The sequence below is a fragment of the Kibdelosporangium philippinense genome (genome assembly GCF_021390435.2).
Taxonomy (GTDB): domain Bacteria; phylum Actinomycetota; class Actinomycetes; order Mycobacteriales; family Pseudonocardiaceae; genus Kibdelosporangium; species Kibdelosporangium philippinense.
On the sequence record NZ_JAJVCN010000003.1, the window covers coordinates 1469375 to 1484149 of the forward strand.

Sequence of the window (14775 nt, forward strand, 5' to 3'; positions counted from 1 at the left end):
CCGCTACAGGAGTTACGTTCGGGAGGGCCCTGTGCACGTACGTCGATTCCTCGCGGTCATGGCGGTGACAACCGCCACTGCCGCCTTATTCCAAACACCCGCGAGCGCGGAGCAGGCACCAGCGATGAGCAAGAGTCTCTCCAGTGTCGTCCCTGCTCCAGCCGTCACACAGCCGGATGCACGGCAGGCATTTCGGCTCGGCTGGGGTACCGCGATCTTCACGCAGATCGGCTCACGGGAGGCTGCTGCCGTCGGCAAACAGCTGGCCGACGTCTTGAGACCGTCGACCGGGTTCCCCATTCCGGTTGTGCCCGCGTTCGTCCCTGGCCACGGGATTTCCCTGCTGCTTGGCGGTGCTGACGCGCGCGTCGGCCAGGAGGGCTACCAGCTCAAGGTCGACCGGCACGCCATCACCATCCGCGCGAACACGGCTGCTGGGTTGTTCGCGGGCACGCAGACATTGCGCCAGCTGCTTCCGGCGAATGTCGAGAGCAAGTCACGCCAAAAAGGACCGTGGGTCGTGCCCGGCGGCACGATCGTCGACTTCCCCCGGTTCGCCTATCGCGGCGCGATGCTGGACATGTCACGCCACTTCTTCAACGTCGACGAGGTCAAGAGCTACATCGACCAGATCGCCCAGTACAAGGTCAACCGGCTGCACATGCACCTGTCCGACGACCAGGGCTGGCGTATCGAGATTCCCGGCTGGCCCCGGCTGACCAGCTACGGCGGCAGTACCGAGGTCGGCGGTGGGCCGGGCGGCTTCTACACCAAACAGCAGTATCTCGACCTGGTCGCGTACGCGAAGTCGAAGTACGTCACCCTCGTGCCCGAGATCGATATGCCTGGGCACACCAACGCGGCGCTTGCCTCGTACGCCGAGTTGAACTGCGACGGCGTCGCGCCGCCGCTGTACACCGGCACGAACGTCGGTTTCAGTTCGTTGTGCATCGACAAGGAGATCACGTACAAGTTCGTCGAGGACGTCATCCGCGAACTGGCTGAGCTCACGCCCGGCGAGTACATCCACATCGGTGGCGACGAGACGCACGCGACCAAACCCGCTGACTACGTGAAGTTCATGCAGCGGGTCACGCCGATTGTCGCGAAGTACGGCAAGAAGGCCGCTGGCTGGCACGAGATCGCTAAGACGCAGAACGACCCGACCGTGCTCCCGCAGTACTGGGGCACGGACGACACGGACGAGGAAGTGGTTGCCGCGGCCCAGCGTGGCAACAAGATCCTGCTCTCGCCAGCACACAAGTCCTATTTGGACATGAAGTACGACCGCTCGACCAAGCTCGGCCTCACCTGGGCCGGGTTGATCGAGGTGGACACCGCGTACGGCTGGAACCCTGGCGCGTTCGTCAAGAACCTGCCTGAGTCCAGCGTTCTCGGCGTCGAGGCGCCGCTGTGGTCCGAGACCCTCGAGAACAGCGACCACATCGAGTTCATGGCGTTCCCACGGCTGCCCGCGATCGCCGAACTGGGCTGGTCACCGTGGTCGACGCACGACTGGGAGTCGTTCCGTCAGCGCCTTGCCCAGCAGGGTGAGCGCTGGGTTCACCAAGGTGTCAACTTCTACCGTTCGCCGAAGGTTCCTTGGTAGGTCGTGAGTGGTTTCGCCGGTTCTAACCGGCGAAACCACTCACGAGTAGTTGACCATCAGGCGCTTCTCGCGCCAGTACTCGGCCAGCAGGCTGTTGCGGTTCTCCTGGCTGAACGCGATTTCCGCCGGGTACGTGTGGTCGCTGTTGACCCAGATCCTTGCCGCGTGGATGGTCCGGACCGCGCGGTATCCGACGCCCGTGTCCCGTGTCCACAGTGAAACACCGGCGCTTTCCGGCATCTCGTTGACCAGTTTGACGGCGTCGTCGAAGTCGTTGAACCGGGTGACCGAAACAACGGGCGCGGTGGTGAAAGCGTGCTCCTTGTCGCCCTCGATCACTGTCGGCTCAAGGAAAAACCCGTCGGCCAGTTCGCCACTCAGCGAAGCCGGAACGCCACCGGCACGCACCCGAGCGCCTGATCGGGCCGCGTTGTCGATGTGTCGCAAGGCTTTCGCACGCTCGTCCGCGCTGACCAACGCGCCGACTGTGGTTGCCAGGTCGAGGGGGTGACCGGTGACGAGCTGGTCGACGCGCCCCAACGCCGCGCCGAGGAACTGCTCGTACCGGCCGTCCTGGATCAGCGCCGCCGACGTCCCGATCGCGAAACCGTCGAGCGCGCGGTCGTGCACTGCCCCTTCGAGATCGGCGAAGAACACCGCCGGGCCCAGGCCGATCGGTTGTGCCGCTGGGAAACCGTTCACCACGTTGATCACGCCGGGCGGTACGAGGTCATTGATCACGCTGAGCAGCACGTGAATCGATGCGGACGTCTGGATCGCCGGTTTGAGGACCACGGTGTTGCCGGTCGCGAGCGCGGGCGCGAGCTGCCATGCCGCGCCGAGCAACGGGAAGTCCCAGCCCAATGACCGGACAACCACGCCGTGTGGCTCACGAAAACCATGAACCACAATGGCACCGTCGGTCTCGGACCGAACACCTTCCAAAGCCCTGATCGCACCGGCGAAGTACCGGAAATGATCTGAGGCCAACGGCACGTCCGCGCCGAGCGTGTGCCGGATCGGCTTTCCTGTGTCCCACGTCTCAGCGACGGCAAGGGCTTCGAGGTTGTCCTCGATCCGGTCGGCTATCTCGCTGAGGATGACCGAGCGTTCGGCGAGCGCCGTCCGTGACCAGCCCGGTGCCGCGCCGCGGCCGTCCTGGATGGCCCGGTGCAGGTCATCGGCCGTTGCCTCGGCGATTTCAGTGAAGTCGTTGCCGGTGACCGGTGTCGGCGTTCGAAAGTATCGGCCAGCAGCCGGTGGCACGTACTCGCCGCCGACGAAATGGTCGTATCGGCTGGCGAACCGCACCACACTGCCCGGTTGTCCTGGTGCGGCGTATCTACTCATGCTCCACGCCTCCCCGGCATGCTTTCATGGGTACGAGTGGCGGACGGTAGAAGACACTGGGTTGCAGTGACGTTGCAAGGTGCGTTCCGAGGGTGTGGAACATGAAGGACGCGGGCGCGTACGCATTCCTGGTCGACCAGTTGCGTGACGGGCTGCCTGCGACAAGCTCGGTCAACGAGCCACGGGCGCTGGTTTCCGCATCGTGGCAACGGTCGCTGGCGGCGAGTGTGGACCCCGAACACGGGTTGCCGCCGGTCGTCTACGACGAGAACGATGTCCCTGACCTGCGGTCAGACCATCCGCTGGCAGCGGTGATGCCCGCGCTGCGGGCGATGCTGGTGTCCATCGCCGACCAGGCCGAGCACATCATGCTGGTGACCGACGCGGCCGGGCACCTGCTCTGGCGGGAAGGCAGCGCCAACGTTCGAAGGCAAGCCGACAAAGTGCTGCTCACCGAAGGAACCAGGTGGACCGAAGAAGCCATTGGCACGAACGCGATGGGCACCGCGCTCGCGGTCGACGGCCCTGTGGTGATCCACGCGACTGAACACCTTGTCCGCCTCTACCATCCGTGGACCTGCGCGGCGGCGCCCGTGCACGATCCGGACACCGGCGCGCTGCTCGGCGTCATCGACGTGACCGGTCCAATGTCCACAATGCATCCGTCGACGCTCGCGCTCGTCTCGGCCGCCGCTCAACTGGCAGAAAGCCAGTTGGAGACACGGATGCACTCGCGCAACGAGCGCTTCCGGCTGCGCAACATCCGGCATCTGAGCGGACTGCGCGGCCAGCCCGGCGCGTTGGTCAGCCCGACCGGCCGGGTCGTCGCGACCGAGTCGTGCGACGGCCTTCCATCCAGAGTGGACACCGGCAAAGGCACGCTGTGGCTGCCGGACGGCCGGGAAGCGTTCATCGAACCGCTGGCCGAGGGCTTCCTGCTGCGGATATCGCAAGGACTGTCCACGCGCCGCCCGCAGTTGCTGACCATGCCGTTCCTCGGTGCCGAGGAAACGCGCGTGTTGCTCGACGGCCGCGAAATCCCGCTGACCCTTCGGCACGCCGAAATCCTCACGCTGCTTGCCCTGCACTCAAGGGGAATGACCGCGGAACAGCTGGCTTTGGTGCTGTACGGCGAAACTGGCAACCCGGTGACCGCGCGCGCCGAAATCCACCGGTTGCGGACACAACTGGGCGCCTCGGCGATCAGCACGAAGCCGTACCGCCTGGAAGCCGAGGTCGACGCGGATTTCCTGAACGTGCGCACGCCCTTGCGGGAACGCCGGGTCCGTGACGCGGTGGCCTTGTGGCGCGGGCCGTTGCTGCCGAGGTCGAACGCGCCAGGCGTGCAGGCGGAACGTGAGCAGACGCTGACCCAGCTGCGCAGGCTGGTGCTTGAGCGGCGTGACCTGGACGCGCTGCATTCGTTCGTCCGCGCGACGCCGGACCAGGCGGCGCTGGAAGCCCTGGCATTCAGCCTGCCACCAGCGGATCCACGGCAGGCGTGGGTACAGTCGCAGCTCCGGCAGAGCATGACGGACGAATAAGCTGCCTTCGTGCGTATCGGGCTGCTCGGGCCGTTGCAGGTGGACGGCGCAATCGCGGGCTCCCGGCTGCGCGCGTTGCTGGTCGTGCTGGCGTTGGAGCCTGGCCGGGTGGTGTCGATCAGCCGTCTGACCGACGGCGTTTGGGGCGACGATCCGCCCGCACGAGCCGCGAATGCCCTGCAGGTGCTGATATCGCGGCTGCGCAAGTCCCTCGACGTGCCGATCGAGTCCCATCCCGCTGGATATCGCCTGGTCATCGACCCCGACGAGGTGGACGTGACCCGCTTCGAACGGCTCGTGGCGAGCGTGCGGCTCGCAGACGATCCGACGAAGGCTCAGGTGCTGCGGGAAGCGTTGGCGCTGTGGCGTGGACCGGCTCTGCAAGATGTCGCTGACCAGGATTTCTTCCAGCCGCACGCGGCCAAGCTGGCCGAACTGCGGCTCACAGCTACGGAAGACCGCGTCGACGCTGACCTCCGGCTCGGGCACGATCCGACCTCCGAGTTGACCGCACTCGTCGCGGAGCATCCGTTGCGGGAACGGCTCATCGGCGCCCTGATGCGAGCGTTGTGCGCGACAGGCGGGACCAGCGAAGCCCTCACGGTCTACGAAACCGCACGTCAGACAATTGCCAACGAGCTAGGCGCGGACCCGTCGGCCGAACTGTCCGCATTGCACACATCGATCCTGCGCATGCCGCCGGAGTACGTCATCACGAACTTGTCGGCCGCTTGCGCGAGGCCGAACTGTTCGAGCAGCTCAGCAGCCCTTCTGCGGGAGTCAGAGACCCGGTAGAGGTCGCCCATCATGATCAGGTTCTCGGCGCCGGTCAGCAGGTTGTCGACCGCGGAGAACTGGCCGGTGCCCCCGATGCCTTCGGCGACATCGAGATCGATGCCGTCGAGGACGATCGGCTCGCCGTAGGCCTTGCGCAGGCCGTGTACCGCGATTGCGTTCATAGCCAGGAGGGTCACGACCAGCGCTTTCATTCCGTTGAGCGCTCGCTGACAGGGCCTTACAAACCCCGAACATTCGCCGGACATTCCGCTCATGCCGGGCCGTCAGAGTGTGTGCCATGAAGCTGACACTCCGCATCGCCACCGCGACCGTGCTGGGCCTGGCACTGTTGACCCCGGCCGCCAACGCACAGACGCCGACGTTCGACGTCAAGAAGGTCTGCGAGCAGCGCGTCCCCAAGCTGGAAAACCGTGTGACCAAGGCGCTGACCAGGATCAACGGCGGCGCCGACGTACGCGGCTCGGTCGCGAACCTGCGGGCACGCGCCGAGCGCGCGACCGACCCGGCACAGAAGGACTGGCTCAACGGCAAAGCCGATCACCGCGCAGAGCGGGTTGACGTGCTCAAGAAGGCACAGGAGCGGCTCGGTGCCTACAAGCAGAAGTACTGCACGGGCAAATGAGGCGCTCATTAACCGCGGCCGCGGTTTTCCTGTTCCTGCTTACCGGGTGCCAGAAGCAGGAAGATCCGCCGCCGGGTGACCTAGACTCCATCGAGTCCACACTGAACAGTGTCGAGTCGGAGCTGAATGAGCCCTAGAGGACTCGTTCTCGTCGCCGAGGACGAACGGTCGATCGCCGACCTGGTCGGGATGTACCTGCGCCGGGATGGATTCGGCGTGCACGTGGAGGCGGACGGCACGGGCGCGCTCGCGGCCGTGCGCCGGTTGCGCCCGGTCGCCGTCGTGCTCGATATCGGCCTGCCTGGGATGGACGGCATCGAGGTGTGCCGTCAGATGCGGGCGGCCGAGGACTGGACGCCGGTGCTGTTCGTGACCGCTCGTGACGACGAAGTCGACCGGATCCTCGGCCTGGAAATGGGCGCCGACGACTACGTGACCAAGCCGTTCAGCCCGCGCGAGCTGGTCGCGCGGGTCCGTGCCGTATTGCGTCGGGGGTCGCCCGCGACCGAGGTGTTGCGGGCGGGCACGGTCGAGGTGAACGTCGACCAGCGCCGGGTGTGGGCGGGCGGCCGGGAGATCACGCTCACCTCGACCGAGTTCGACCTGCTCGAACACCTGATGCGCACGCCTGGCCGGGTTTATGCCCGTGACCAGCTGCTCAGTGCCGTGTGGGGCTACCAGGCCGCGGCCGGGACCCGGACCGTGGACGTGCACATCGCGCAGTTGCGCGCCAAACTCGGCGCAGACAGTCCTCTTCGGACAGTCCGTGGGGTTGGTTACTCGGCGGAGTCGGGATGATCCGCTCGCTCGCCGGCCGGATCATCATTGTCTGCCTTGCTGTGGCTGGGATTTCCGCTATGGTTGCCGGGCTCGTGCTGTTTCGCCTGGTCTCCACCACCTCGCTTGACGTGACCCAGCGTGTGCTTGCCAATCAGGCAGACGTGCTGGCCGCGCAACTGTTCGAGACCGACGGCGCGCTTGCCGGGCGTCGCCGGGTCGTGGACATCCTTGAGCGGCAAGGGATATCGGTCGTCGGTGTGAGCCAGCGTGGCGTGGCGGTCGGTGACGCGACCGCGGTCGCCGCGGCCAGACAGGCCAAGGCAGTCGACGGCGGCACGGTGTCGAAGATCGTGGACGTGGCCGGGAAGCGGTATCTCGTCGAGGCTAGGGACGCGCCTCGCGGCAGTTTCGCGCTGGTCCTTGAGCCTTCGTCCGATCGGTCAACCATTCGGCGGCTCATCGGAAACATCTTGCTGGCGCTGGGAATCGGGCTCCTGGTCGCGGCTGTGGCTGGGATCTTGCTCGGTCGCTTGCTTGCCCGTCCGTTGCGGCGGACGGCCCAAGTCGCGCACACCATGCGTACGGGGCGACGGGACCTGCGCGCGCCGGTCGAAGGCCCGCGTGAAGTCGCCGATGTCGCCGGATCGGTCAACTCACTGGCGGATGCGTTGCAGCGCAGCGAATCCCGGCAACGTGACTTCCTGCTCTCGGTGTCACACGAGCTCAGAACGCCGCTGACGGCCGTACGCGGCTTCGCCGAGTCCTTGGCCGACGGGGTCGTGCCCGGCGATCAGGCCGCCGAGGTCGGGCGGACCATCGTCAACGAGGCCCAGCGGCTGGAACGGCTGGTCGGCGACCTGCTCGACCTGGCGAGACTGTCGGCCGACGACTTCCGGTTGGACATCACGTCCGTCGACTTGTCCGGGGTGATGCGGGAAACCGCAGATGTCTGGTCCGCCCGATGCGCCCGCGAAAATGTGGAGTTCCGGTTGGAAAACCCGGCTTATCCGGTTGCCGTGCACACCGATCCGCGCAGGCTGCGGCAAGCGTTGGACGGACTGATGGAAAACGCTTTGCGAGTCACGCCTGCCGGTCGGCCGATCGTGCTCGCGCAGCTGCCTGGCCGGGTGCTGCAAGTCAGGGACGGCGGGCCCGGTCTGTCCGAAGAGGACTATCGGATCGCGTTCGACCGTGGCGCGCTGTATCGGCGTTACCAAGGAATCCGGCCGGTGGGCACCGGACTGGGGCTGGCGATCGTGAACGGGCTGGTGACCAGGATGGGCGGTAAGATCGAAGCAGGGCCCGCGCCGGAAGGCGGCGCCTGTTTCACGATCACGCTGCCGGGGTAGGTGATTTTGTATGCGGACTCAACGAGAAGTGGAGCGCAAGTACGAAGCCGCTCCGGACGCCCAACTACCGGACCTCGCAGGCTCGGCCGCCGAGCCGCGCCACGAAACACTCGACGCGGTCTACTACGACACCGAGGATCTCCGGCTGATCCGCGGCGGCCTGACATTGCGACGCAGAGAAGGCGGCGCGGACGAAGGCTGGCACCTGAAAGTGCCCGTCGGCGCGGACACGCGTGACGAAATCCACCTGCCACTGAATGGAAAAGACAAGCCGCCCAAGCCGTTCGCAGACCTGACGCTCGGATACACCCGTGGCGCGGCGCTGCAGCCCGTCGCCCGGATCACGACCGAGCGGACCGTCTGGGAGCTGTCCGGCGCCGAACTCACCGACGACCGCGTGACCGCGACCCGGCCGGACACGGAACCCATGGTGTGGCGTGAACTCGAAGTCGAAGGCGACCCAGCGGTACTCGACAGAGCCGAGGAACCGTTGCGGCAAGCGGGTTTCCAGCGTTCATCGCTGCCATCCAAGCTCGCCCGCGCCCTCGACACCAAGCCTGAGCGCCACGAACCGGGCAAGAAGGCCGGTGAGACAGTGCTGGCGTACGCGGCCAAGCAGATCGAGAAGATCAGGTACTACGACATCCTGGTGCGTCAGGACGTTGACGACTCCGTGCACCAGATACGCGTCGCGACCCGTCGGCTGCGCAGCGCGCTGCGGGTGTACCGCAAGGTCGTGACCAGCGGTGACCTCGACGCCGAACTGCAGTGGCTCGGCAAGGAGCTGAGTCCGGCACGTGACCTCGAAGTGCAGTCTGAGCGGCTGACCAAGGCGGTGTCGGAACTGCCCGTCGAGCTGGCCGTCGGGCCCGTGCAGGCGCAACTGGTCCGGCATTTCAGCCCGGCGCAGGCACAGGCGCGCAAGGACGTGCTGCGGACGTTGCGCAGCAAGCGTTACCTCCATCTGCTCGACCAGCTGGACTCGTGGCTCGCCGCCCCGCCGTTCACGTCGAAGGCTTCCCGGAAGGCCGCCAAGGAGCTGCCGAAACACACATCCAAGGCCGCCCGAAAGGTTGGCCCCAGGTTGGACGCGGGCGAGGTCCACCGGGCTCGCAAAGCCGCGAAACGCCTGCGCTATGGGCTTGAGGTACTCGGCTCCAACAAGGCCCGCAAGCGCGCGAAGGCGTTCACGAAGCTGGCGGGCGAATACCAGGACAGCGTAGTCGCGCTGCCGCTGCTGCGCACCCTCGGCATGCAGGAGAACGGGTTCACGTTCGGCCTGCTCTATGGGCGTGAGGAGACCAACGCGGCGCGGATCCGGGGCACCATCAGGTGGGGCTAGGCCTACCTGGGTTCTTGGGCCTGTGAGCAATGCGCGACCCGTCCGTGTTCCGTCAGACTGTGGGCATGATCCGGCAGACCAAGGCGGTGTGGCGCAGCATTCAGCTGCTCGGCATAGCGCTGCTCAGCCTGCCGATGTTGGTCTGGGTGCTCGCGAACCTGTCGATCGTGATCACCGGCCCGATGGTGATCAGGCACTCCCGCTGGCTGCCCAACCTGGCCAGACGGCTGGCCGGAGTGCCGCGTGACGGCGTCTACTGGCCCGACCCGCCGCCCCCGACCCTCGACGAGGATGGCCTGTACCGAGTCGGCGACACCCTGGTCAAGAAGCCACGGTGGTACAGCGAATTCGACCGGTTGCTCGACTGGGTGACCGATGACCCGGGCACTCGCCGTGACCTCAACTGGATGTTCACGAACTTCTTCGTTGGCGGCGTGTTGGCGGGTTTGGCGCCTGGTTTGATCGGCTTGGGCGTTTGGCTGGCTTTCACGCCTCAGTGGCCGTTCGCGGTTGTCGCGGTTTTCGGCTACTTGGCGGCTCCTTGGCTCGTGCAGGTTCACTCCCGGTGGTCGTCGCTCATGTTGAAGGCGAAGAGCGACGGCGTGATGTTCCGGTTCTGGGCACGGGTTCGTGCGCGGATCAAGGTCCTGTGGTCCGTGACGGCCCATTTCCTGATGTCTTTGGGCACGGCTCTCGTTTGCACCTTTGTCCTGGTCGTCGGCGTGGTGCCGATCCATATCTGGGGCCTGTGGATCTTCGCGTGGGTGCCGCTTGTGACTCTGGTCCGTTCTCTCACCGCGTTCCGCCGGGTCGACATCCCCGCGCCGTACCTACCGGAACCCGTGCTGCCTAACCCTCGCCCCGACGGCATGTACCGCCTCCGCAACCAGCTGTACAAGACGCCCGCCAGCTACATGCGCTACGCCCGTTACCGCTGGGTGATGACCGACGTGGCCACGTGGCGTGACTTCGCTTCGGCTTATGTCGACACCCTGTTTGGCTTGATTGCTATCCCTATGGCCGTGGTCGCTCCCTCATGGACCCGCGCGTTGCAGCTTCGGGTGTCCAGCTGGCTACTCGCCCCAACTACTCAAGCCGTTCTAGCGCAACGGGTCCAGCAATTGACCGCGACCCGTGCCGACGCCACCGATGCCCAAGCCGCCGAACTCCGGCGCATCGAACGCGACCTCCACGATGGCGCCCAAGCCCGGCTCGTCGCGATGGGCCTGCACTTGGGCGCGGTGGAACGCCTGATCGACCAGGACCCAGCGGCGGCAAAGTCATTGGTGGCGAAGACAAAGGCCGCGTCGGCCGAGGCTTTGACCGAGTTGCGGGACCTCGTGCGCGGCATCCACCCGCCCGTGTTGGCCGAACGCGGACTCGGGGACGCTTTGCAGGCGTTGGCTTTGGACAGCCCGCTGAAAGTGACGGTTGAGGGGAAGGTGATCGGCCGACCAGCCTCCCCCGTCGAATCCGCGGTTTACTTCGCGGTCAGCGAGCTGTTGACCAACGTCGCAAAGCATGCTGCCGCCACCCGCGTGATCATCCACATCAGACACTCGTCGGACGGCTTGGCGATTTCCGTTGTGGATGACGGAATTGGCGGGGCTTCGGCTTCCGGCGGCACCGGATTGCGCGGTGTGCAGCGACGTCTTGCCACTTTCGACGGCACGTTCGAGCTCACCAGCCCGCCAGGCGGCCCGACCATCGCCACCCTCGAAGTCCCCAGTCCAGCAACGGAATAATCAGGCGATGAAGTCGGCCTTGTGGTCGGTCGCCCACTCGGCGTAGGTCCGTGCGGGCCGACCGAGAACCTCCGCTACGACAGTGGTCAGATCGGCAGGCTTGCCCACCGCCGCCTGGTGCATCTTCAGCATTCCGTCGAGCGCCTCATCGGAGGTAAAGCCGAACTGCTTGGCCCAGTGCGCCCTGGCCTCAGCCACAGTCATGTCCACCACCCCGATCTCCCGACCGACGGCAGCGCCGATCAGCGAGACCTGCTCCCGTTGCGAGATCGACTCCGGGCCGGTCAGTTCGTAAGCCGCGCCGATGTGCCCGTCCTCCAACAAAGCCTTGACGGCAACCGCCGCGATGTCGGCCTCATGGATCGGATTCACGTTAGTATCGGCGAACGGCAGCCGCACCGAGCCTTCCTTCTTAATCGCCCCTGCCCAGTACAGCGTGTTGGTGGCGAACGCACCCGGCCGCAGGAAAGTCCAGTCAACGCCTGCGCGCTTCACCGCGTCTTCGACAGTGACGTGCCTCGTTCGGATCACCGAGTCGCCGTAGCTCTCGTGCGCTGCGGCCTGCGACGACAGCAGCACGATGTGCTTGACGCCCTTGGCTTTCGCGAGTGAGGCGAACCCGTCGGCGCCTGGCGGATTAGGGAACAGGAATACCTTCTCGACGCCTTCAAGCGCCGACTCGAACGACTCGGGTTTGGCGAGATCGGCCGCGTACACCTCGACAGGCAGGTCGGCCTGCGGGTTACGCGAGGTCGCGCGCACCGAGGCGCCAGCTGACAGCAACTGCGTGATGACGGACCGGCCGACGTTGCCGGTCGCTCCGGTTACCAAGATGGTCATACCGCTAGTTTCAACCATCTGTTAAACCGCGTCAACCAAATAGTTGACTGATACCCTTTCGGTCATGCGCGAACCAGGCAAACCAAGGCGCTCACCTGCACCGGAGGAGCGTCAGGCGGATGCGGACCGGACCAGGCGAGTACTGCTCGCGGCCGCGTACGAGGAGTTCGCCGAGAAGGGCTACGCGGGCGCGCGCGTGCACGAGATCGCGGCGCGAGCCAACGTGAACAAGCAGTTGATCAACTACTACTTCGGCGGCAAAGAAGGCCTTTACCGGACCCTCCAGAGCCAGTGGCTGAAGCACGAAGCGACATTTCACGACCCCGGCCGATCAGCCGCGGACATCGCGACGTCCTACCTGCACGGTGCGTTGGACGACCCACGCGGCACGCGGCTGATGGTCTGGCGCGGCCTGAGCTACGCGGCAGGCCAGGAGACACCGGACGAAGAGCCCGAGCAGGACTTGAGCGGAATCACCGAGCGCCAGCAGGCCGGTGAGATCGACCAAGACCTGGACCCCGCATGCCTGTTGCTCGGCATGATGGCGCTGACCACGGCACCACTCGTGATGCCGGACATGGTGAAGAAGACTTTCGGCGTCGAGGCAACGGATCCGGCGTTCCGCGAGCGCTACACGGCATTCCTCCGCGACATGATGACAAGACTGGGGCCGCGGCGATAAAGGTGGCCACCGAGGCACTGTGACCCCGGTGGCCGGTCATCTAGTCAGATTCACGTAATGCGAACGCTGTCAGGGTCAGAAGTGATCCGCACACTGCCCGGATCTGAAGTAATCCGGACGCTGCCCGGGTCTGAAGTGATGCGAACGCTGTCAGGGTCGGACGTGATGCGGACGCTGTCCGCCGCCGCGGTGGCAGGTGCCAACGCGACCAAGGTAGTGACGAAGCCGGCGAGAAGTACGCCAGCTCCAACACGCCGAAGAGTGATTTTCATGCGAAACAGCGTGCCCAAGGCCAACTTCACGGCGGTTTCAAAGAAGCAACACCGATCCACCCCCAGTTGAAACGGCGCTAACCCGGGAGAAGTAGGACCCGGCCTCCACAATGGCCACGGTCTCCCGTGCCATCCCCCTCAACCGACTACTCCCCCGGCAATGGTCGGTCCCCAGTGCCGATCACACCACCAGTTTTCGACCGGATCAAGCGCAGCAAAACGACGTCACCGCACCGCACCAACGAACGCCCGAAAGATCAAGTGGCGAGCGTGGAACCGCTCTTACGGTCGGCTGGTGCACGCACAATTCGTTGGCCGTGTGGCGGAAACGGACCACCTCGCCGCCCCGCTCACCCACGCACGGACAGGTCGCGGAGCGTTCGGTCTGACCACCGGCGAGCCGGGGATCGGCAAGACCATGCTCGCCCAGCACATGACCGGAAGCCGCGACCGGCTTCACCGTGCTGTGGGCAACCTGCTGGCAGGACAATGCGCAGCGCGCGTACTGGCCATTGGTGCAAATCCTGCGCAAACTCGTGGCGGCTCATGGCTGGTCACATGCCGACACCGACTCCTTGAGCCCGCTGTTACCCAAGCCCGCCACCCACAACGATCAGTTCCGCCTGTTCGACGCGTTGACACAAGCGCTCCTGGCCACCGAGCAGCCTCTGCTGATCGTGGTCGACGACCTGCACTGGGCTGACGAGGAAACGCTGCGCTACCTGGAGTTCCTCGGGACCCTGCTGCGGGACAGCCGCATCGTCGTCCTCACCACCTACCGGAACACCGATCCTGGCGAGGTACTCCCGCAGCACCTGCGCCGGCTTTTACGCCTTGGCCCGCAGATCAAGCTCGCAGGTTTCTCCGAGGTGGAGACGAGCCAGCTGATGCACGCTGTCATCGGGGTACGACCGGATTCCGCCCTACTGACCGAAGTTCATCGAAGATCCGGCGGAAACCCTTATTTCATCGGTGAACTGGCGCGCTCCACCGGCAAGCGCATCCCTGACACGCTCCGGCACGTACTCGACCATCAAATATGTCCACTTTGGCAGGTAACGGTCGCGACACCGGCCCGTCCGGTGACGGCGGACCGGCCACGAACGCGGTTCTCGACACACCATCCGGTATCGCCCGCGACGCCGCCGGCAACGTTTACGTCACAGAGTGGTGGACGCCCCGAGTCCGCAAGATCGCCCCCAACGGCACCATCACGACCTTCGCGGGCACAGGCGAACCAGGTTCGGGCCCGGACGGAGGCCAGGCCACAGCCACCCAGTTGCGCGCCCCGGTCGGTCTTGCCGTTGACAGGCAAGGAAACGTGTACATCGCGGATGAGCTCGACCACAAAGTCCGCAAAGTCGCGCCAAACGGAATCATCACAACGGCAGCGGGCACCAGAGAAGCCGGTTTCGGCGGCGACAACGCAGATGCGACGAAGGCGCGGCCCAACGGCCCCACCGGAATCGCAGTAGACAAGGACAGCAAGCTCTACATCGCCGACACGAACAACAACCGCGTCCGCCAAGTAGACGGCACAAAGGTGATCCGGACCGTCGTAGGCGACGGTGTCGCAGGCAGCGGTGCCGGGCAACTGGACCACCCACGCGGTGCGGCCGCCGACACCGAGCAAGCCATTTATGCCGCCGACACCGGCAACAACCGCATCACCGTCACCAATTCCTTCGCAGTGGGCGGAAATCCCGGTTCGGGCTGGAACCAGTTCGACCACCCGGCCGGGATCGCGATGGGCCCTGGCGGAACGGTGTACGTGGCCGACACCAACAACCATCGAAAGTAGTAGCAGGCATAGGCCTGAGATCCGAAGACACCCCAAGAGAT

At 65.5% G+C, this 14775-nt stretch carries 12 protein-coding genes and 3 pseudogenes; 12 read left to right on the forward strand and 3 right to left on the reverse strand.

The genetic code is table 11. From position 1 onward, the window contains the following. Nucleotides 1-58 precede the first annotated feature (58 nt). The gene (locus tag LWC34_RS39030) at nucleotides 59-1609 is read left to right on the forward strand and encodes a beta-N-acetylhexosaminidase (RefSeq protein ID WP_233730986.1); all 1551 of its coding nucleotides are present in this window, start codon (nucleotides 59-61) and stop codon (nucleotides 1607-1609) included. A gap of 39 nt (nucleotides 1610-1648) precedes the next feature. Here the strand turns inward: LWC34_RS39030 and LWC34_RS39035 are convergent, their stop codons facing one another. Next, nucleotides 1649-2959, reverse strand: coding sequence for an aldehyde dehydrogenase family protein (locus LWC34_RS39035; RefSeq protein WP_233730239.1), 1311 nt, complete (start codon nucleotides 2957-2959; stop codon nucleotides 1649-1651). Nucleotides 2960-3060: 101 nt separating this feature from the next. On the opposite strand from LWC34_RS39035, the gene LWC34_RS39040 reads away from it, so the two are divergent. Next, nucleotides 3061-4503 (forward strand): GAF domain-containing protein, encoded by a 1443-nt coding sequence (locus tag LWC34_RS39040; RefSeq protein WP_233730240.1) that lies wholly within the window; start codon nucleotides 3061-3063, stop codon nucleotides 4501-4503. Nucleotides 4504-4542: 39 nt separating this feature from the next. Further along, nucleotides 4543-5298, forward strand: coding sequence for an AfsR/SARP family transcriptional regulator (locus LWC34_RS39045; RefSeq protein ID WP_443667759.1), 756 nt, complete (start codon nucleotides 4543-4545; stop codon nucleotides 5296-5298). Here the strand turns inward: LWC34_RS39045 and LWC34_RS59345 are convergent. After that, nucleotides 5190-5468: pseudogene (locus LWC34_RS59345) on the reverse strand (ATP-binding cassette domain-containing protein); the annotation flags it as partial. The gene LWC34_RS39045 and the pseudogene LWC34_RS59345 sit on opposite strands and share 109 nt — an antisense overlap. 110 nt (nucleotides 5469-5578) lie before the next feature. Here LWC34_RS59345 and LWC34_RS39055 point away from each other — a divergent pair. From LWC34_RS39055 to LWC34_RS39075, 5 genes are all read left to right on the forward strand, one after another. Then, nucleotides 5579-5923 (forward strand): hypothetical protein, encoded by a 345-nt coding sequence (locus LWC34_RS39055; protein ID WP_233730241.1) that lies wholly within the window; start codon nucleotides 5579-5581, stop codon nucleotides 5921-5923. A 126-nt stretch (nucleotides 5924-6049) separates the two neighbouring features. Continuing rightward, nucleotides 6050-6721: a response regulator transcription factor gene (locus LWC34_RS39060; RefSeq protein ID WP_233730242.1), complete on the forward strand. Its 672-nt coding sequence runs from the start codon at nucleotides 6050-6052 to the stop codon at nucleotides 6719-6721. Next, the gene (locus tag LWC34_RS39065; protein ID WP_233730243.1) at nucleotides 6718-8052 is read left to right on the forward strand and encodes a HAMP domain-containing sensor histidine kinase; all 1335 of its coding nucleotides are present in this window, start codon (nucleotides 6718-6720) and stop codon (nucleotides 8050-8052) included. Before LWC34_RS39060 ends, LWC34_RS39065 begins: the two co-directional genes overlap by 4 nt. Before the next feature lie 10 nt (nucleotides 8053-8062). Next, nucleotides 8063-9394 (forward strand): CYTH and CHAD domain-containing protein, encoded by a 1332-nt coding sequence (locus LWC34_RS39070; RefSeq protein WP_233730244.1) that lies wholly within the window; start codon nucleotides 8063-8065, stop codon nucleotides 9392-9394. A gap of 65 nt (nucleotides 9395-9459) precedes the next feature. Beyond that, a complete protein-coding gene (locus tag LWC34_RS39075; RefSeq protein ID WP_233730245.1) occupies nucleotides 9460-11139 on the forward strand; it encodes a sensor histidine kinase in 1680 nt (559 codons plus the stop codon). On the opposite strand, the gene LWC34_RS39080 is transcribed toward LWC34_RS39075, so the two are convergent. After that, complete coding sequence (locus tag LWC34_RS39080; RefSeq protein WP_233730246.1) at nucleotides 11140-11979, reverse strand: NAD(P)H-binding protein; 840 nt, start codon at nucleotides 11977-11979, stop codon at nucleotides 11140-11142. Between the two features lie 64 nt (nucleotides 11980-12043). On the opposite strand from LWC34_RS39080, the gene LWC34_RS39085 reads away from it, so the two are divergent. The 4 genes and pseudogenes from LWC34_RS39085 to LWC34_RS59430 all read left to right on the forward strand — a co-directional run bounded on the left by LWC34_RS39085 (nucleotide 12044) and on the right by LWC34_RS59430 (nucleotide 14734). Continuing rightward, complete coding sequence (locus tag LWC34_RS39085) at nucleotides 12044-12661, forward strand: TetR/AcrR family transcriptional regulator (protein ID WP_233730247.1); 618 nt, start codon at nucleotides 12044-12046, stop codon at nucleotides 12659-12661. A gap of 787 nt (nucleotides 12662-13448) precedes the next feature. After that, nucleotides 13449-13640, forward strand: a pseudogene (locus LWC34_RS59060) (hypothetical protein); the annotation flags it as partial. 326 nt (nucleotides 13641-13966) lie between these two features. Further along, nucleotides 13967-14488 (forward strand): annotated as a pseudogene (locus tag LWC34_RS59425) (NHL domain-containing protein); the annotation flags it as partial. Nucleotides 14489-14623: 135 nt separating this feature from the next. Continuing rightward, complete coding sequence (locus tag LWC34_RS59430; protein ID WP_504925770.1) at nucleotides 14624-14734, forward strand: hypothetical protein; 111 nt, start codon at nucleotides 14624-14626, stop codon at nucleotides 14732-14734. Nucleotides 14735-14775 lie beyond the last annotated feature (41 nt).